This window comes from Bordetella genomosp. 4 (assembly GCF_002261185.1).
Classification (GTDB): Bacteria; Pseudomonadota; Gammaproteobacteria; order Burkholderiales; family Burkholderiaceae_B; genus Bordetella_A.
In genome coordinates, this window is sequence record NZ_NEVQ01000013.1 from 602,037 (window position 1) to 620,818 (window position 18,782).

At 59.8% G+C, this 18,782-nt stretch carries 15 protein-coding genes; 8 read left to right on the plus strand and 7 right to left on the minus strand.

Going from position 1 to position 18,782, the window contains the following annotated elements:
- Positions 1-231: 231 nt before the first annotated feature.
- From CAL20_RS13035 to CAL20_RS13060, 6 genes are all read left to right on the plus strand, one after another.
- Positions 232-1,263 (plus strand): LacI family DNA-binding transcriptional regulator, encoded by a 1,032-nt coding sequence (locus CAL20_RS13035; protein ID WP_094838061.1) that lies wholly within the window; start codon positions 232-234, stop codon positions 1,261-1,263.
- A 111-nt stretch (positions 1,264-1,374) separates the two neighbouring features.
- On the plus strand, positions 1,375-2,586 hold the full coding sequence (locus CAL20_RS13040) for a CaiB/BaiF CoA transferase family protein (protein WP_094821571.1): 1,212 nt from the start codon (positions 1,375-1,377) through the stop codon (positions 2,584-2,586).
- On the plus strand, positions 2,587-3,723 hold the full coding sequence (locus CAL20_RS13045; RefSeq protein ID WP_094821572.1) for a hypothetical protein: 1,137 nt from the start codon (positions 2,587-2,589) through the stop codon (positions 3,721-3,723).
- An 80-nt stretch (positions 3,724-3,803) separates the two neighbouring features.
- Positions 3,804-5,162, plus strand: a complete 1,359-nt coding sequence (locus CAL20_RS13050; protein WP_176456517.1) for an MFS transporter — start codon at positions 3,804-3,806, stop codon at positions 5,160-5,162.
- A 33-nt stretch (positions 5,163-5,195) separates the two neighbouring features.
- Entirely contained in the window at positions 5,196-5,642 is a 447-nt protein-coding gene (locus tag CAL20_RS13055) for a MaoC family dehydratase (RefSeq protein ID WP_094821574.1), read from the plus strand.
- A 55-nt stretch (positions 5,643-5,697) separates the two neighbouring features.
- A complete protein-coding gene (locus tag CAL20_RS13060) occupies positions 5,698-6,870 on the plus strand; it encodes a fumarylacetoacetate hydrolase family protein (RefSeq protein ID WP_094821575.1) in 1,173 nt (390 codons plus the stop codon).
- 54 nt (positions 6,871-6,924) lie between these two features.
- Here CAL20_RS13060 and CAL20_RS13065 read toward each other — a convergent pair whose 3' ends face one another.
- The 4 genes from CAL20_RS13065 to CAL20_RS13080 form a co-directional block, all read right to left on the minus strand.
- The gene (locus CAL20_RS13065; RefSeq protein WP_094821576.1) at positions 6,925-8,532 is read right to left on the minus strand and encodes an MFS transporter; all 1,608 of its coding nucleotides are present in this window, start codon (positions 8,530-8,532) and stop codon (positions 6,925-6,927) included.
- Entirely contained in the window at positions 8,529-8,972 is a 444-nt protein-coding gene (locus CAL20_RS13070; protein WP_094822096.1) for a DoxX family protein, read from the minus strand. Before CAL20_RS13070 ends, CAL20_RS13065 begins: the two co-directional genes overlap by 4 nt.
- Before the next feature lie 23 nt (positions 8,973-8,995).
- Positions 8,996-10,900: an amidohydrolase gene (locus CAL20_RS13075; protein ID WP_256981549.1), complete on the minus strand. Its 1,905-nt coding sequence runs from the start codon at positions 10,898-10,900 to the stop codon at positions 8,996-8,998.
- Positions 10,901-11,131: 231 nt separating this feature from the next.
- Complete coding sequence (locus CAL20_RS13080) at positions 11,132-11,821, minus strand: hydrolase (protein WP_094822097.1); 690 nt, start codon at positions 11,819-11,821, stop codon at positions 11,132-11,134.
- A gap of 279 nt (positions 11,822-12,100) precedes the next feature.
- Between CAL20_RS13080 and CAL20_RS13085 the strand changes: the two genes are divergently transcribed.
- Positions 12,101-13,027 carry a LysR family transcriptional regulator gene (locus CAL20_RS13085; RefSeq protein WP_094821578.1) on the plus strand — a complete coding sequence of 309 codons (927 nt, stop codon included), beginning with the start codon at positions 12,101-12,103 and terminating at the stop codon, positions 13,025-13,027.
- 99 nt (positions 13,028-13,126) lie between these two features.
- On the opposite strand, the gene CAL20_RS13090 is transcribed toward CAL20_RS13085, so the two are convergent.
- The 3 genes from CAL20_RS13090 to CAL20_RS13100 are packed head-to-tail and all read right to left on the minus strand — an operon-like array spanning position 13,127 to position 17,566.
- Positions 13,127-14,080 (minus strand): tripartite tricarboxylate transporter substrate binding protein, encoded by a 954-nt coding sequence (locus CAL20_RS13090; RefSeq protein WP_094838063.1) that lies wholly within the window; start codon positions 14,078-14,080, stop codon positions 13,127-13,129.
- A 10-nt stretch (positions 14,081-14,090) separates the two neighbouring features.
- The gene (locus CAL20_RS13095) at positions 14,091-15,473 is read right to left on the minus strand and encodes an MmgE/PrpD family protein (protein WP_094838064.1); all 1,383 of its coding nucleotides are present in this window, start codon (positions 15,471-15,473) and stop codon (positions 14,091-14,093) included.
- A complete protein-coding gene (locus tag CAL20_RS13100) occupies positions 15,470-17,566 on the minus strand; it encodes a TRAP transporter large permease subunit (protein ID WP_094838065.1) in 2,097 nt (698 codons plus the stop codon). Before CAL20_RS13100 ends, CAL20_RS13095 begins: the two co-directional genes overlap by 4 nt.
- Before the next feature lie 207 nt (positions 17,567-17,773).
- On the opposite strand from CAL20_RS13100, the gene CAL20_RS13105 reads away from it, so the two are divergent.
- A complete protein-coding gene (locus CAL20_RS13105; RefSeq protein ID WP_373558302.1) occupies positions 17,774-18,754 on the plus strand; it encodes a TRAP transporter substrate-binding protein in 981 nt (326 codons plus the stop codon).
- Positions 18,755-18,782 lie beyond the last annotated feature (28 nt).

An 18,782-nucleotide genomic window follows, 5' to 3' on the forward strand; every position in this document is an offset into this window, starting at 1 on the left:
GCCTGCCGGAAGCCACAGTGAATCCCTATGTCTATGCGTAGTTGCCGTAACGGAAATCGCACGATGCTCGACAACTCCGTCCCTACGCGCCTGACGCGTCATGTACCGCCGTTTGTGTAGCGCATCATCACGTTGCTAGCGCTACCATGTTAGCGCCATCAAATCACGCATTAGGAACGCCAATCATCGGCCTGGCTGATAGAATGCGCATACTCTGTCATTGGCCCGATCATGAAAGTCAAAAAAACGAGAGAACAAAAAGCCGGCGGCGCAGTCACCATGTTCGACGTCGCCGAATATGCCGGCGTATCGCCGCAAACGGTTTCACGCGTCGTCGCGAATTCCTCTCTCGTCGCTGACAAGACTCGCCGCCGGGTCGAGGCTGCGATCCAGGCGCTGCGATACATCCCCAATGCCGCTGCCCGGAGTCTGGCGTCGGCATCAAGCCGCGTCGTTGCGGTCATCATTCCGACATTGTCCAGTTCCGCCTTCGCCGCCGAAGTCAAAGGCGTGATCGACACGCTGGAGCCCCACAAAATCTCGGTCATCATTGGCAATACCGAGTATTCCGCCGAGCGCGAGGAATCCCTGGTGCGCAGCCTGCTCGAACGACGCCCCATGGGCATCATCCTCACGGGCCTGCAGCATAGCGAAAAGGTACGAACGCTGCTGCAGCAAAGCGGCGTGACCGTCATCGAAACCTGGGACACCGACGGCGATCCGATCGACATGGCGGTCGGCTTTTCCAACTTCACGGCCGGCTACGATGTGGGCCGCCTGCTCTGCCAGCGCGGCAGCAAGCGGATCGCGTTTGTCGGCGGGTCGAGTTCCCAGGACTCTCGCGCACAAAGCCGCTATCTGGGCCTGTGCAAGGCCGTCAAAAAAGCCAGACTGCCCAATGTCTATCGCGTAGAACTGCAACTGCCCATGAGCAGCGCCGATGGCGTGCGAGGACTCGACGAAGTCCTGCGCAATGCGCCTGAGACAGATGCAATCTTCTTTTCAGCCGACACCATGGCGCTCGCCGCGATCCTGGAATGCAACCGACGCGGCATCAAGGTTCCGGATCAGCTCGCCATCTGCGGATTCGGCGACTATGAGCTGGCGACGATGGTTTCGCCTTCCTTGACCACAGTCCGCACCCGGCCCGAGGAAATGGGCGCTACCGCTGCACAAATGTTGCTCGCTCGAGCTGACGGCGCAGACAACCTCGAGTCGACCATACGCCTCGACCACCAGTTGATACAGCGCGAGAGCGCCTGATCACCCTGTAAATGCAAACCAGGGAAAACCCTGATTCGAAATGAATTGATAGCGCAAACATGATAGCGCTATCATGTTTGCGCTATCAATCCTCTCAGGTGTCGTACTTTCATGTCGGAACAAGCTGCTAAATCCATCCTCTCGGGCTATACGGTCGTAGACTGCACTATTGCCATGGCAGGCCCCTTTGCCACCCAACGTCTTGGCGACCTCGGCGCTGACGTCATCAAGGTCGAGCCTACCAATGGCGAATGGCAACGGCACACGCCCGCCGGCGGCGCCACGGGCAACAAGATCAACGCATCCTTTCTGTCTCTGAACCGCAATAAACGCTCGCTTGCGGTGAACCTCAAAGACGAGGCGGGACACGCGATTCTGCTCGACCTCGTCAAATCCGCCGACGTCTTTGTGCAGAACTATCGGCCCGGCGTGGCCAAGCGGCTGGGTGTCGACTACGAATCATTGTCGAAACTCAATCCCTCGCTGATCTATGTATCGATGTCAGGCTATGGCGAGGACGGCCCCTACGCCCATCGGCCAGGCCAGGACTTGTTGCTGCAGGGGATGTCAGGCGCCATGCTGTCGACGGGACGCGAAGGCGATGCCCCCTCCCCCGCGGGCCAATATCTCGTAGACGCGGTCGCAGCATCGACGGCCTTTGAGGCCGTACTGGCCGCGCTTTTGCATCGCGAAAGAACCGGCGAAGGACAACTGGTCACCGTGAACATGCTGGATGCCATCACGACTCTGCAAATGCAGGAGCTGGCAGTATTCATGCAGGGTGGCCTGCCGCAGAAACGCTCCAACGAACCTCACGCACACGTTTATATCCGTGCGCCCTACGGCGCGTTCCCGACCCAAGACGGATTCGTCATCGTGGCTATGCCCTCGCTGAAAACGTTCGGCGAAGTCATCGGCGAACCGACCTTTGTCGAGATGAACGATTCGACCGACCCATGGACCTATCGCGACGAAATCTACGCGCGCACCAGAACCCGCCTCAAAGCGAAAACCACCGCCGAATGGCTGGCGCTATTCGATGCCCATGGCATCTGGGCCGGCCCGGTATATGGATACGGGGACTTGCTCAAAGACCCCCAGATCGCACACAACGGAACCTTCATCGAATACGATCATCCGACAGAAGGCCGCGTCAAAGCGCCTGGATTCCCTTATAAGTTCTCAAAGACGCCCGCCTCGGTGACACGCGGCGCGCCTCTGGTCGGACAACACACTCGTGCGGTGCTGGCTGGACTGGGCTACAGCGAAACGCAGATCGCGCAGCTCCTGGAAAAACACGTTATCGCCGAAACGGTGAACTAGATGTCCGAGCTTGCCATTAATGGTCTCACGTGGGATCACCCTCGCGGATTTACCGCCCTGGACGCGGCCTCCAGACTCCCCCAGGCGCAGGCACTGCATCTGCGTTGGCGCACGCAACCGCTGGAGGGATTCGAATCCCATCCTTTGCGCGAGCTGTGCGACCAGTACGACTTGGTGGTGATCGATCATCCGCATATCGGCGAAGCAGTACAGGAGCAATGCCTGTGGCCGCTGGAGGATCTGTTTGCCCCAGACGAGCTGCGTGCGTGGGCGGCACAATCTGTCGGCCTCAGCTATGCCTCGTATTCCTGGCAAGGGAAACAATGGGCCATCCCCCTGGATGCAGCCACACAAGTTGCCGCCGCACGGACGGATCTGATCGACAGGTCCATGCCTGTCACCTGGCAGGACGTCGTGCAACTGTCGTCACAAGGCGGCGTGTGCCTGTCCGTTGCGGGGCCGCACGCCTTATTGAGTTTCTGCTCGATGATGGCCGCTCATGGGGCACCCGCCGAGGTCGATCCAGACCGCCCTTATTTCGTCAAGGAAAGCGTGGCGCTGGACGTCCTCGACATCATGGCGACGCTGTATGGCCGAATGCCGAAATCGGTCCATACCCTGAATCCGATCGGCATCCTCGAACTGATGGCCAATCACGATGAGGTGCGATATTGCCCATTGGTCTACGGCTATGTGAATTATTCGATGCCAAGGGCCGGCCGGAAAATCGTCACATTCCATGACGCGCCCATCCTCGCCGCTGGCGGGCGCCGTGGGTCTACCTTGGGCGGTACAGGCATCGCATTGAGCAAGAGATCAAAGCCGTCCAAAGCACTGCTGGACCACCTGCGCCATCTCATGGCCGAGCATACACAAGTCTCGTTCATTCCCGCACACGAAGGGCAACCCAGTCATCGAACGGCATGGACCAGCCCAGACGTGAATGCCGCATCGAATAATTTCTATCAGAACACACTGCAGACAATGGAAGACGCCTATGTCCGTCCACGCTGTCCGGGGTATATCGAGTTTCAGACTCGAGCCTCGGCGGCGATACGTGCTGCGCTCGCCGATCAGACAGCGCATCGGCAGCTCATTGCAGAACTGAACCGGGAATTCACGCGGCTATCGCATTAACCGCCCGTCGCGCACGCAATAGAAATACCGGGCATCGTCCGCCTGGTATTACTCATACCTATCCCCATAAGGAGAAGACAGTGACCCAGCAGAACGCTATTCTGCCAACCCATTCGGGACAAGATTCCCGAGCCCACGAAAGCTCGGCCCTGTCCGATGCCAATGCGCGCAACTTGCGCAAGGCGACGACCTCGGCCGTGATCGGCACCGCGCTCGAGTGGTACGACTTTTACATCTACGCGACAGCGGCCGCGTTGATTTTCAATCGGCTCTTCTTTCCTGAGCTCTCGTCCTTCATGGGCACGCTGGCCGCCTTTGGCACTTATGCGGTGGGCTTTCTTGCACGGCCCCTGGGCGGCGTGGTGTTTGGCCGGATGGGTGACCTGTACGGCCGCAAGAAAGTATTGGTCGTCACATTGGTGTTGATGGGTGTCGCCACCATGGCCGTGGGATTCCTGCCCACCTATCATTCCATCGGCATCCTCGCCCCGATCTGCCTGATCGTGCTGCGCATTCTCCAAGGCCTGGCCGCAGGCGCAGAATATGGCGGCGCCGTCACGCTGGCGGCCGAATGCGCGCCGGCGGAAAAACGCGGGTTTTATGCCAGCCTGCCGACCTTGGGCGTATGTCTGGGCACCTTGCTATCGGCCGGCGTGTTCTTTCTGCTCAACAATGTCATGTCGGAAGACGATTTCATCGGCTATGGCTGGCGCATCCCCTTCCTGCTCAGCATATTCGCCATCATCGCCGGCGTATATATCCGCAAACAGGTGAATGAGTCTCCCGTATTCGAGCAGCTCAAAAAGACACGCAACGTCACCAAGAGCCCGATGAAAGACATGTTCCGTGACGCGGGACAAAAGTTCTGGATCGCCTTTGCCACGCGTTTCGCTGAAAACGTGTCGGGATACTTTTTCCAAGTCTGGACGCTCGCCTACATCACCAAGCAATTGGCCGTATCCAGGAGCGTGGGTTTGGCCGGCGTCCTGCTGGGCGCCAGCCTCGGGATACTGACCATTCCCTTTTTCGGATGGCTGTCGGATCGCGTGGGCAGAAAACCCGTGTACCTGTTCGGCTCACTGCTGTTCGGCCTGGGAACCCTGCCCTATTTCTGGCTGCTGAATTCCGGCAGTGATGCCGTGGTCATTGCCACGATCGCCATCGCGATCGGATTCTCGAACTACGCGATGCTGTCCGTCCAAGGCGCCTATTTCAATGAGCTCTTCAACGCGCGTACCCGCTTTACCGCTATTTCCACCGTACGCGAAATTTCCGCCGTATTTGCAGGCGGCATCGCGCCCTTTATCTGCACAGCACTGCTCGAGGCGGGCGACGGCGCCTATACCTATGTCGCGATATACGCCATCGCCATGGCTGTCATCACCACGATAGGGTTGCTCGTCAGCCCAGAGACTCGTGGACGGTCGTTGTCCGATTGAGCTTTTCCGCCCTATTTTTTAGTAGTCATCCCTATGCATACCACTCAACTGAACAAATTTGACGATCTGTCGGTGGGCGACTCGTTCAAGACGCCCGGAATCACCATCAGCGAAAGCCAGATCCTGGGATTCGCAGGATTGACGGGCGATTTCATGCCTCACCACGTCGACGAAAAATTCGCCACTGATCTCGGCTTTCGAGGCAGGCTTGCACACGGACTGCTGGTGCTCAGCCTCGTCGATGGCTTAAAGAATCGCTCGCTCGTGCAATTTGACGTGATCGCTGCACTCAACTGGGAATCATGGCGTTTTGTCGGCCCCGTGTTTGTCGGCGATCGCATCGAGGCCGAGCTCACTGTGTCGGCAAAGAGGCTGACAACTTCGGGCAAGCGCGGCATCGTCACGCTGGACATCAAAGTCAAGAACCAGCACGGCGAGATCGTGCAAGAAGGCAGCAACCAACTGATGCTGGCCGTTTGACAACAAACGTCAGCTGCAATCGGACGCGATCAAACCCATCGAGAACAATTCAACAATGAATGCGAGAAACATACACGCCGGCCTGCCCACCGATCTGGATCGTGCATTGCTGGTCGGCAGAGTCTGGCGCAAAACGCCCTCCTTCGAGGGCCCCTGCGTCGTCCTGGTCCGTCAGGGAAAAATGCTGGACATCACCCACATCGCTGCCACATCGGCCGATCTTTTCGACAAACCGGATCTCGCCGCGTTATTGAATCAATGCGACGGCGACGAATTGGGGGATGCTGCCGACATCCTGGCCAGCCAACTGCACGACGAACCGCCAGCATTGAAACTGTTGGCCCCTTGCGACGTACAGGCCATCAAGGCCTGCGGTGTCACCTTTGCCGTCAGCCTGATCGAGCGCGTCATCGAAGAACAAGCCGGTGGCGACGCCAGCCGTGCGCAGGATGTGCGCGCATCCATTCAACAGCTCATCGGTGCCGATCTATCGCAGATCATCCCTGGCTCCGACGCCGCCATCCGCCTGAAGGCCGAGCTGCAAAAGCGCGGCCTATGGTCCCAATACCTGGAAGTCGGGATCGGGCCCGACGCCGAGGTCTTCACCAAGGCGCAGCCCATGTCGTCTGTCGCGTTCGGCGACGAGGTGGGCTTGCTGCCTGCCTCGAATTGGAATAATCCCGAGCCCGAAGTCGTACTGGCGGCCAATGCCCACGGCGTCGCCGTCGGCGCCACGCTGGGCAACGATGTCAATCTGCGCGACATCGAAGGGCGTTCGGCATTGCTGCTGGGTAAATGCAAAGACAATAATGCGTCGTGCGCGATTGGTCCCTTCGTCCGGATATTCGACGAGCACTTCACGATCGATACGGTACGCACATTGTCGGTCAGGCTGCGTATCGAAGGGGAAGACAAATTTGAGTTGGATGGCGTCAGCCACATGCAATCGATCAGCCGTGACCCTCTTGACTTGCTCGCCCAGACATATGGCGCACACCATCAATATCCCGATGGCTTCATGCTGTTTCTCGGAACGATGTTCTCCCCCGTCAAGGATCGAGACCAAACCGGAGGAGGATTCACGCATCACCTAGGCGACATCGTAACCATCTCGACTGACTCCCTCGGGGCGCTAGTGAATCGAGTTGGCTTGTGCACCGAGATAGCGCCCTGGCAATTCGGCACGCGCGCACTGTACCGGAATCTGGCCCAGCGCGGCTTGGTGTAGACGGCCGCCGACTCCACCATGAGGAAACAGCAGCGCCCACACTCGCCGCCTGGCCTACGCCCGCCCCTGATGCGGACGATTGAACGCCAGAAAATGGCGCACCACAGGCGGCTGCTCTCCTTGATGGAAACGCAGGACCTCTCCTTGAACGTCGGCGTCCGCCTTGGACACCCGCCTATGCTGGCGCAAATGCTCGGCCCACGACTCGACGTGGAACCATTCGAGCATCAGTTCGGGATTGGCAGAGTCCTCTGCCACGCCCCACGCATAGGCGCCATCGCGGCGGCGTTCTGCCGACAGCCGTGCCAAGGCCTTGAGAAAATCCGCACGATCCGCAGGTGCAATGCGGTACTCGATCTGGATCAGCACCGGCCCGCGGTCATGTTCGATAGGGGCAGCGGTCAGTGGCTCGGGCCAATGATTCGACGGCACCAAGTCGGCCTCGCCCGCTGGCAGCTTGATACGGTGCGCGATCAGGCCAACCACCACGAGCCCCGCCGCGCCGGTCAACAGCGCTATAGGTACCGACGTCCATTGCGCGACCGCGCCCCAGCTCAGGCTGCCCACGGTCATCGCGCCGTTGAACACAGTCAGGTACACCGCCAATGAACGCCCACGCACCCAGTTCGGCAAGATCGCCTGCGCCACCCCGTTGAGCGTCGTCAACGCAGTGATCCAAGCCATCCCTAGCACCAGCAACGCAGCCACCGCAGCCCATTGCGGCGGCGCGAAAGACAGGAACGTCATCACCGCCGCCGTGACCAACGCCGCCGCCAACAGCAATCCATCCGCATCCAGACGCGCACGCAGGCTCGGCATGACGACCGCGCCGCCGATCGCGCCCAAACCGACCGCTCCAAGCAAAATGCCATAAAAACCGGCGCCGCCGCCCAACAACTGGCGTGCGACCAAAGGCAGCAAAGCCCAGATCGAACTGGCGAGCGCGAAAAACAAGAACGCCCGAATCAACACCACATGCAACTCGCGGCTGGCGCGGACATAGCGCAATCCGGCACGAAAAGCCCCCACGAAACGCTCGGATAGCTCATCGTCTACCGCCTGCGGGCGGCGCCACCACAGCAACGCGGCGACCACGAACACATAGCTGATCACATCCACGCCATAGGTGAAGGCCGCCCCGAAACTGGCCAGAATCAGCCCTCCCAGTGCGGGGCCAACCGCACGCGCGATATTGATGCCCAGCGAATTGAGCGCCACCGCGCTCTTGAGATCTTTCTTTTGAACCAGCTCAGGAACGATGGCCTGCCAAGTCGGCCCCATCAACGCCGCACCGACACCCCCCAGAAACGTCAAGGCCACCAGGGACGCCACCGATTGCAGACCCGCAGCCGACAACAGCATCAGGGTGACACTGACACCTGCCAACAGGAACTGGATACCGACCAGAAACTTGCGCCGATCCAGAACATCGGCCAGCACGCCCGCTGGAATTGCCAACAAAAACACAGGCAACGTGGCCGCAGCCTGCACCATCGCCACCGCGGTGGGCGATGAAGACAAGTCAGTCATCAACCACGCGCTGGCGACATCACGCACGAAACTGCCGGTGTTGCCTATGACCGTGGCCACCCACAACACCGCAAACAGCGTCTGCCGCAGCGGCGCAAAGCTGCCTGATGGGGATTCATCCGTATGCGTCATGCCCGCCGATCCCTCAAATCCAGCCAGGCCACCAGCAGAAAGCCGCCAACCAAGCCCACGTGTTCAAAAAACGAATTAGCGGCCATGAAACGCGCTTGCCCGGCCGGCAATTCCCAAAACCGCAGGGCCATGCCGGTCGCCAGCACCGTAAACCCTGCCAGAGCCAGCGCCCCCAGCCACCGTAGCCGGCCTGTGAGAATCATCAGGGAAGCGCCCAGTTCAAGCACTATCACCGCCCCCGCAAACAGCGGGGCCGGCGACAGGCCAAAATGGTTCATCTCGTCGATAGCTCCCGAAAAATCGGTGAGCTTCACGAGTCCGCCTTGCAGATAAGCCGCGCACAAGGCCAGATAAGCGACAAAGCGTGCAGCACGGCTCCCAAATATCGGCCGGACAGCGGCAGTCAGCGCGTGATCCGTCGCAGCATCAGGTGCAGGCATGGAGGGTCCCTTTTCCACGACGGTCAGACGGCCCAGCACGAGCAGCCCAGCGCACCGAAAAAGCCCTTCAGATCCGATACAGGCGCTTTCGATGCCCAGGCATTCGCATGGTCGTGTCCATGCAAGCCGCACGCACTGGCGCAACCACAACCTGCCACCGCCTGATAGCGCCGGTATGACGAAGACGACAGCGAGTTCTTGCCTGCGCCCTCGGGGTCCCCCCAGGCCGCATAGCCGCCAAACAAGCGCGTGGGCGACCAGTCGGGCATTGCGGGCGGCAACGGATTATCGTCGTGCTGGGCAAACTCGCCCTCGCCATACACCACCCTTCCGCCCACGACGGTCAGGTGCGACGTCAAAAACGAGATCTCATCCTCGGGCACGCTGAAGAAATCCTTGCTCGGCACAATAAAGTCTGCCAACTGACCGACCGAAATCCGGCCGCGCTTGCCTTCCTCGTTGGAAAACCAGGCCACATTCTCCGTCCACATGCGCAATGCCGTCTCACGATCCAGCAAATTGCGTTGGGGATACATCTGCGTGCCGCCCAAGGTCTTGCCCGTGATCATCCACGACAACGACACCCAAGGGTTATACGAGGCAACGCGCGTAGCATCTGTGCCAGCCGACACCTTGACACCCTTTTCCAGAATACGCTTGACCGGCGGCGAGGCTTCGGCCGCCTTTGCGCCATAGCGTTCGATGAAATACTCGCCCTGGTAGGCCATACGATGCTGCACGGCGATACCACCGCCCAGCGCCGCAATACGGTCAATGGACTTGTCGGAAATCGTCTCCGCATGGTCAAAGAACCAGTTGATTCCCTCTAACGGAGTATCCCGGTTGACCTTTTCAAACACATCCAGCGCGCGCGAGATCGTTTCGTCATATGTCGCGTGCAAACGCCATGGCCATTTGTTCTGTACCAATACGCGTACGACTTCTTCGAGCTCGCTTTCCATCTGCGGCGGCATATCCGGGCGCTCGACACGGAAATCCTCGAAATCGGCAGCCGAATAGACCAGCATTTCCCCTGCCCCATTGTGGCGGAAATAGTCATCGCCCTGCTTGTACTTGACCGACTTGGTCCAGTTCAGAAAATCTTCCTTCTCCTGCTTGGGCTTCTGCGTAAACAGGTTATAGGCCAGGCGCACCGTGATCTGGTTGGCATCGGCCAGTTTCTGGATGACTTCGTAGTCCTCGGGATAGTTCTGAAAACCGCCGCCCGCATCGATCACCCCCGTGACGCCCAGTCGATTCAGTTCGCGCATGAAATGGCGCGTCGAATTGATCTGATAGTCCAGCGGCAGCTTGGGGCCTTTGGCCAGCGTGGAATAGAGAATCGTGGCGTTGGGTTTTGCCAGCAGCAAACCCGTGGGGTTCCCATTGGCATCACGCACGATCTGCCCGCCCAACGGATCCGGCGTATCTTTGGTGTAGCCCACCGCACGCAACGCCGCCCCATTGAGCAGCGCACGGTCATACAGATGCAACAGAAAGACCGGCGTATCAGGCGCGATCGCGTTGATCTCGTCTATCGTCGGCAGGCGTTTCTCGACGAATTGCTGCTCGGTGAACCCGCCCACTACACGCACCCATTGCGGCGCAGGCGTGATGGCCACCTGGCGCTTGAGCATCTCCAGCGCGTCGGCCAGCGAACGCACGCCATCCCAGCGCAGCTCCATGTTGTAGTTCAAACCGCCACGCACCACGTGCGTGTGGTTATCGAACAGCCCGGGCAGCACATGGCGGCGTTTCAAGTCGATCAGGCGGGTATTCGATCCCGCCAGCCGTGTGACCTCTTCGTTGGTGCCCACCGCGACAAAACGGCCAGACTTGATCGCGACGGCGCTGACCACCGGTTTGGCACGATCCAGCGTCGTGATCTGGCCGTTATGGAAAATGATGTCAGGACTAGCATCGGACACGGTCGACGTTCCTTTCCGGAGTGCCTCGGCCGCCGCATTGCGGCCCAATGCGCCATTGAACGCTGCTGTGGCAGCCAGCGTGGTGGCCGCGCCGAGAATTTTTCGACGAGTTGTCATTGTCACGCTTTTCTCCTCGTTGTGGAGCTTTTCTTGAGGCCGCCGATGAACGCCGGCAGACATAGCTGCGCCCCAGACCGCGCGGGCCCGGGGCTACTCTTGGCCAGATTCAGATTATTTGGCCGGATTCGGGCCAATACGCTCGCCGTGCTTCACACGCTCCGGGGCCTTGTGCACCATCGTATAGGCGTAGTCTACGCCCATGCCATAAGCGCCCGAGTGTTCTTTGACTATCTCCATCACCGCATCGTACGTATCACGGCGGGCCCAGTCGCGCTGCCATTCCAGCAACACCTGTTGCCACGTCACAGGCACAATACCCGCCTGAACCATGCGGTCCATCGCGTATTTATGCGCATCGACCGACGTGCCTCCCGACGCGTCGCTCACCATGTAAATCTCATAGTCCGTGTCATGCAGGCACGACAGTGCGAACGTCGTATTGCACACTTCGGTCCACAGACCTGAGACTACGATTTTCTTGCGGCCTTGCGCTGCATGTGCAGCCAACGCATCACGCACATTCTGATCGTCCCACGAGTTCATCGACGTGCGCTCGAGGATCGGATGATCCGGAAAAACGGCCAACAACTCGGGATATGTAAAACCGGAAAAGCTTTCCGTTTCGACGGTGGTGATGGTGGCTGGAATATCGAACACTTTCGCGGCTTTAGCCAAGCCAACGACATTGTTCTTTAACACTTGGCGATCGATCGACTGGACACCGAAGGCCATCTGCGGCTGCTGGTCGATGAAGATGATCTGGCTATTCTGGGGGGTCAGGACTTCGAGATACTTGGACATCGCATTGCTCCCTACAGTGATGATCGAATAAAGTGCCGCAGCGCAGCAGTGTAGGGCTCGATAGATGTCATCAGAAGAGCCAAATTGGAAATGCATCCTTTCCAAAATTGAGGTGGACGCGTCATTGCGCCAAGGGCGCATTCCTCACACGCGCCAGGAACAGCCTCGTAGCGAGCCGTCAATAGATCCCTGCCAGCCAGGCAAACAGGCTGCGACGCATTGCCGCCAGCACCATGCGGTCAGTAGAATCCAGCACAACACACTCATTCGCCCGTCCCCATGAACAGACTGCCAGATCTCGAAGCCTGGGCCATCTTTGCCAAGGTTGCCGAAACAGGATCCTTTGCCCGCGCCGCCAACGAGTTCACCTTGTCACAAGCCACGGTGTCCAAAGCCATCACGCGCCTGGAAGCACGCATGAAAACCATGCTGTTTCACCGCACCTCCCGCCGCATGAGCTTGACCGAGAGCGGGCTGGCTGCGCTGGAGCGCGCCACCCGCATTCTCGAGGAAGGCGAGGCCGTCGAAGCCGACCTGGCCGAACAGGCCACCGCCCTGCGCGGCCTGGTCCGCGTCACCGCCCCGATGTCCTTCGGGCTCTCACATCTGGCGCCCGTCCTGCCTCCATTCATGCAGGCCCACCCCGATGTGAGTCTGGACATCGAATTCAGCGACGAACAAAAGGACCTCGTTGCGAACCGGTTCGACGTCGCCGTGCGCATTTCTGCTCTGTCCGATTCCAGCCTACTGGCCAAACGCCTGTGCAACGTGCGCATCCTGCTGGTGGGCTCGCCCGGCTATTTCGAGCGTCATGGCCGGCCACAGCACCCGAGCGAACTCGTTGACCACCGCGCCCTGCAATATGCCTATTCGCGCAACGGCCCGAGCTGGCGATTCCGGCATGAGCGAGACGGCGAATTCAGCCAGACGATGCACACTCCCTTGCGCGTCAACAACGCCGAAGCCCTGACGCATGCGCTGACAGCCGGTCTCGGCCTGGCGCTACAGCCGGAATTCCTGGTCTGGCAGGATATTGAGGCAGGCCGGCTGGAGACCGTGATGGATGAATGGGAGGTCGAACCCATTGCTCTGCACATTCTGACCCCGCCCGGACGCAAACGCCCTGCCCGTGTGCAGGCTTTCATCGATTATCTGGCGCAATGCTACGCCAGTCAGCCGTGGGCTCGGCGGGATGGTGAAACCTGAGCGAGCCTATCCACTATCGATCTAAGGACACGCTATCGGAAGATGCAGTGAACGTTTATGTCCATACGCAATTGCCGCATGGTGAATAGACCGTCACGCCTATTGCACCTGCAGATTCGACTCCTTGACCAGGTCGCCCCACTTTTTGGCTTCCGCCTGCAGAAACTCTGATGCCTGCGTTGGACTGTTCGCCACCAGGTCTACCCCGTCACGCGCCAGCAGCTCTTTCATCGCCGGCGTATTCAGCGCCGTGCGCGACGCTGCGTTCAGCTTGTCGATGACCGCTGGCGGTGTTCCCGCCGGGGCCACCAGCACGAACCAATTGCGGGCCTCGAAGCCTGGCAGGGTTTCCGCCACGGTCGGTACATCCGGCAAAATGCTCATCCGTTTTGCGCCCGTGGTGGCCAGCAGCCGCAGCTTTCCCGAACGTACATGCACCAATGAAGACGCGGGATTATCGATCATCAGATCCACCTCGCCGCTGATCAGGTCGACAAAGGCAGCGCCGGCCCCTTTGTACGGAATCTTCGTGAAAGCCACGCCGCCTTGCTTGGCCAGCATTGCCGTGGCCAGCGCCTGAATTCCGGTGCTCGCGGACAAGGCGAAATTGATCTTGTCTGACTGCTTGGCCTGAGCCAACACGTCCTGCAGAGACTCGGCCTTGAACTTGTTGCTGGCCACCAGCACTTGCGGCGCGGCCGCCATGATCATCACCGGACTGAAATCCTTGATCGGGTCATACGGAACCTGCGGATAGAACGCGGGTGTCGTACCAAAAGCCGCCGAGCTCAACAACACGGTATAACCATCGGCCGCAGACCGGGCAACATCGATGGCGCCGATCTGGCCGGTATTGCTGGCCTTGTTTTCGACCACGATGCTCTGTCCGAGAATCTCGCCCAGCTCCTTTGCGAACGGCCGCGCCAGCGTATCCACGCCACCACCGGCCGCAAAAGGAACCACGATGCGTATCGCCTTGTCGGGAAATTCCGCCTGGGCTGCGCTGCCCATCAACAACGCAGCCATCATGGCCCCGATGATTTTCTTTTTCACGCAGTGTCTCCTATTTACGAGTGGCGGCCAGGCGCATAGGCAACGCGGCATCGGCAGCCGTCTCCAATGACCAGACCGAATCAATCAAGCGATCGGCATTCACATCCACGCCGGCATAACGCACGAGGTCACGCAGTTTCTGCTCGATCGCGTCGTCCTCCAGCGGACGAGCCAACGACCCACGCGGCGCAGTGATTTCACGCAGCAACGCCGCGCCGTCGTTGAACTCAACGCGCACCTTGACCGCGTCAACCGACATCGCGGCATCATCGTTGAACGCCAGCCGTGCACCCAGCGTGCGCAGAACAGGATCCGCCACTGCCTCATCAGAAAACTCAGCGAGACCGGCGCGACCTCGTACCAATGCCACTGCCACAGCGTGCTGCGCGCACACTTGAGACTGTCGCCCGCTGGTGATACCGGGACGATCCGTCCGTTGGCGCAACAAAGGATGCCCCGTCAGTTCGATACGGGAAATACCGCGCCATCCCTCATTCTGAATACGAGGATCCGACGACAGCTCCAGGCAAGCATCGATGACCGGATTCAACACCACGCCGCAGGGATACGGCTTGTAGGCGTTATTCAACAATTCCCAGCTGCCCCCGAGCCCCTCTGTCATCGCATTCAGGCGCGGCGCGTCGCTGACGACTCTCAAGAACCCGCGCTCCCCTTCCAACGGCAACGCCGGCCCATCAAAACCATCAGCAGCCAAAAGAGCCGACAACAGCCCATTTCGCGCGGCATTTCCCACACTGACACTCTTGGCCCCGGTACCCAGCGCCTCCACCAGTCCACCCGCCTGCACGGCCGCAATACCCAGCGCATGAACGTTCTGCCGCGCATCCAAGCCCAGTGTCTTCGCCGCTGCCAGCCCCGCGCCAAACACCCCGCACGTCGAGGTGATATGCCAGCCACGCGCATAGTGTTCGGGCGAGATCGAATTACCGATACGGCAAGCCACCTCAACACCCAGCACAAAAGCATGCAGCAATTCCTGCCCACTCATGGGCCGCGTCTCGGCCAAGGCGAACAACACCGGCGCAATCGGCGACGAGGGATGAATAATGGTCGGATGATGGGTATCGTCAAAATCGAACACATTCGCCGCCATCGCGTTCAACGCAGCAGCGCTCAACACATCCACGCGATCAGGCCGGCCCGCCAGGCTCGCCTGCGGCCCCGCCGAAAATCGCGCATACGTACGCACCGCAATATCCAGCGACGGCGTACGTGCCGCAGAGATCGCCACGGCGAAAAAATTCAAAATCGCCCGTCGTGCGGCATGCCGCACCTCTGCCGGTACATCCTCCCATCGCGACGCCGCAACGAAACGCGATAGTTCGATAGAGGGGGAAATCGCATCGGAAACAGCGGGTTGATTCATTGTCATTTCACTTGTTGGGGGAGCCACATGACGATCTGCGGAAAGGCATAAATCAGGCACAAGAAGAGCAGAATCATCAGCACGAACGGCAACGCGCCGCGGATGATGTCGCCGAATCGGGCCTTATCATTCATGCTGCGCAACACGAACAGCACCATGCCGACAGGCGGCGTGATCAGGCCCACCTCGATCATCAACACCAGAAACACACCGAACCAGATCGGATCCAGCCCGAGCGCCATAGCGATCGGATAGGTCACCGGCAGCGTCATCAGCATCATCGCGATCGACTCTACGAACATGCCCAGGACCAGATAAATCAACACCATCGCTCCCATCACGAGGACGGGCGAGAAATCGGCCCCCTGAATGAGATTGACGACTTCGCGCGGCAACCTCAGATAGTCGAACACCCAACTGAAGATGCCCGCCCCCACCACGATCAGCAGCAACAAGGCGGTGACCTTCGCCGAGTCATAGGCGATCTCCATCAGCGCGCGCCAATTGAGTTTGCCGCGCAACCAGCACAGCACGAACGCACTGACGGCGCCGATGGCGGCAGCCTCGGTCGGTGTGGCGATCCCCGCATACATAGAGCCCAGCACCGCGCCGATGATGGCCACGAACGGCACCATGCCGCGCGAGGCCGAGAGCTTTTCACGCATGGTGTATGCACGCGCAGGCGGAGCCGATCCCGGCACCGTCAGCGCCCATACCAGCGCACCCAGCATAAAGACGCCCATCAACAACAAGCCCGGAATCATCCCGGCGAGAAACAAGTGAGTCACCGAGGCCCCCACCGTCGTCCCATAAATAATCATCGGAATACTGGGTGGAATCAGAATGCCCAACGTAGCGCCCGCCGCTGCGACCCCATACGTCAGTCGCGGGCTATAGCCGCGCTCGATCATGTCCGGGCAGGCGACCTTTCCCAACGTCGCCGCCGTGGCGAGACTGGACCCCGACACCGCCGCAAAGATCGCCGAAGCCCCCGCAGAGGCATGCGCCAGGCCGCCCGGCGCGCGGCCGAACCAGCGCACCAACGCGTCAAACATGCCGGACGTAATCCCACTACGCAGCAACAGCCCGCCCATAAAAATAAACATGGGAACGGCCGTCAACGTAAAAGTATTCGTACTGCTCCAGGCCCGCTCGGCCAGCAGCGAAAGCTGAGGGCGCGACAACAAAAAATACACGCCCAGCAACCCCACCATCCCCAACGCCACACCGATACGTACGCCGAGAAACAGAAACACCATCATGCTGGCCACCAACAGCGCAGCCACCCATCCCAACGACTGCCCGCGCGCCAAGGCATACAAGGCGGCGCAGCCGCCGATGAGAATCAAGGACTGCACCAGCGTAGCCGTGCCGCTCCACGCCCAGATCGCAATGATGAACGCCACGGCGATCACCGCCATCCCCCAATCGATCCGGCTGCCTGCAATAAGCACAGGATTAGACCCCAGGCCGACGAGCGCGAGCACCATCACGGCCAACGCAATCGGCGCCAGCCAACGGCGCCCATGCTCCGCGGGCGGACGCAAACGATAGATATCGACCAGAATCGACAAGCAGAAAGTCAACATGCCCAGCGACACTGACAACTGCGGCATCCATTGCGGCGTCGACAACAAGCCCCAATCCCGCGTGTCATTCACATACTCGCGAAAATTAAAGCTGGCCATCTGCCATCCCAGCACCACACTGAACAGCAAAGCCAGCCATTGCCCCAGCAGTTCCAGTTGCACCCGCGCCGATGAGGACACGCGATCAATCCAGAGTTCTACTTGCACGTGCGCATTCGCCGACTGCGCCGCGGCCAGCCCAAAAAAAACCGTCGCCACCAACAGATACCCCGAGATTTCCGTGGCCCACGCGGTCGGCGAATTAAAGACGTAACGGGAAAAGATCTCGTAGCACATCGACAGCGCCATCAACAGCAACGCTGCCGTCGCGAGCGATCCAGCACAGCGGGTGATACCCACCATTGCCCGAATCAGGCTGAAGTCCGCGCTGCCACCCAATGGATAAGGCGACGCCCCTGGCGATATGACGCCCTCTGCCGGCGCCTGCATCGGCATATCAATGCTGCTCATGCTTGTCTCCTCGACGCTGTGCGCGCGATGGTGTTTTCCCTGATCGATATCGACCGCCAGAGAATTGCTACGACGATATTATAGGCATATTGTATGATCGAATGATCATAATTTCACACAGCGCACCGCGCATCATCCAGGAGGAGCAACATGAATCACCCCTCTCGCCCGCCCTCGCGGCTACGGTCACTAGTGCTCTCGGCGGCCATGGGCGCCACCCTATGGGCTGCCAGCGTTCAGGCACAGACCTATGACCTGACCATGGCTGTCATCACTTCACCAGGCGACGGTTACTCCATTCTCACCGCGTCAGTTCCCGACCGCGTCGCCAAAGCCACCGGCGGCAAGGTCAAGGTCACCGTCAGCGACTCATTGGTGCCGCCCGCCCAAATGGCGACCGCTGTACGCGAAGGCCGCGTGGACATGAGCGCGGCCCTGCACACCTATCTGGCGGCCGACGAGCCGCGCATGGGCATCTTTAACCTGCCGGGGCTCATCAACGACATCAAAGAGTACAAGCAGGTCTGCGACGCCTTCTGGTGCGAAGACACCCGCAAAATCTGGAAAGACAAATGGAATGCCATCGTGCTTGCCGAGGGCACCTGGTGCACTCAACAGCTGTTTTCCAAGGACCCCATCCATAAAATCGAGGATTTCAAGGGCAAACGCCTGCGCGTGCACAATCCCCAGACCGCCGAAGTCGTCAACGCCCTGGGCGGCAAGCCGGTCGCCATGCCCACCACTGAGATTTTCCCGGCGCTAGAGCGTGGCGTCATCGATGGCCTGTTTATCTCTATGTGCGTAGGCGGATCGCTGGAATTCTGGCGCATCGCCAGGAACGTCCAGAACTGGAGCCTCGGCCCAATCAACGGCTGGGCCATACTCGTCAACCCCGACAGCTGGGAAAAACTGCCGCCCGACGTCCAGAAACAAGTCCAAAGCGCCATGGACGGCGTGCAACACGACGCCTTTACCCAATACGACCAGTTTGTCGCCAATGCGCGCCAGGCGATGGAAAAGAACGGCGTGACCTTCTGGGTCGCACCGGATGAAGAAAGGGCTAAACTAATGCAGCCGCAATATATAGGATCCGCGTACGATGCTTGGAACAAACGTGCCCAGCAAGTTGGATTCGATGGCCCTGCCTACCTGGACCGTGTTCGAAAGGTATTAGGCAAAACGCAATAATCGACGGGCGCACCCAACGGTATCCGGG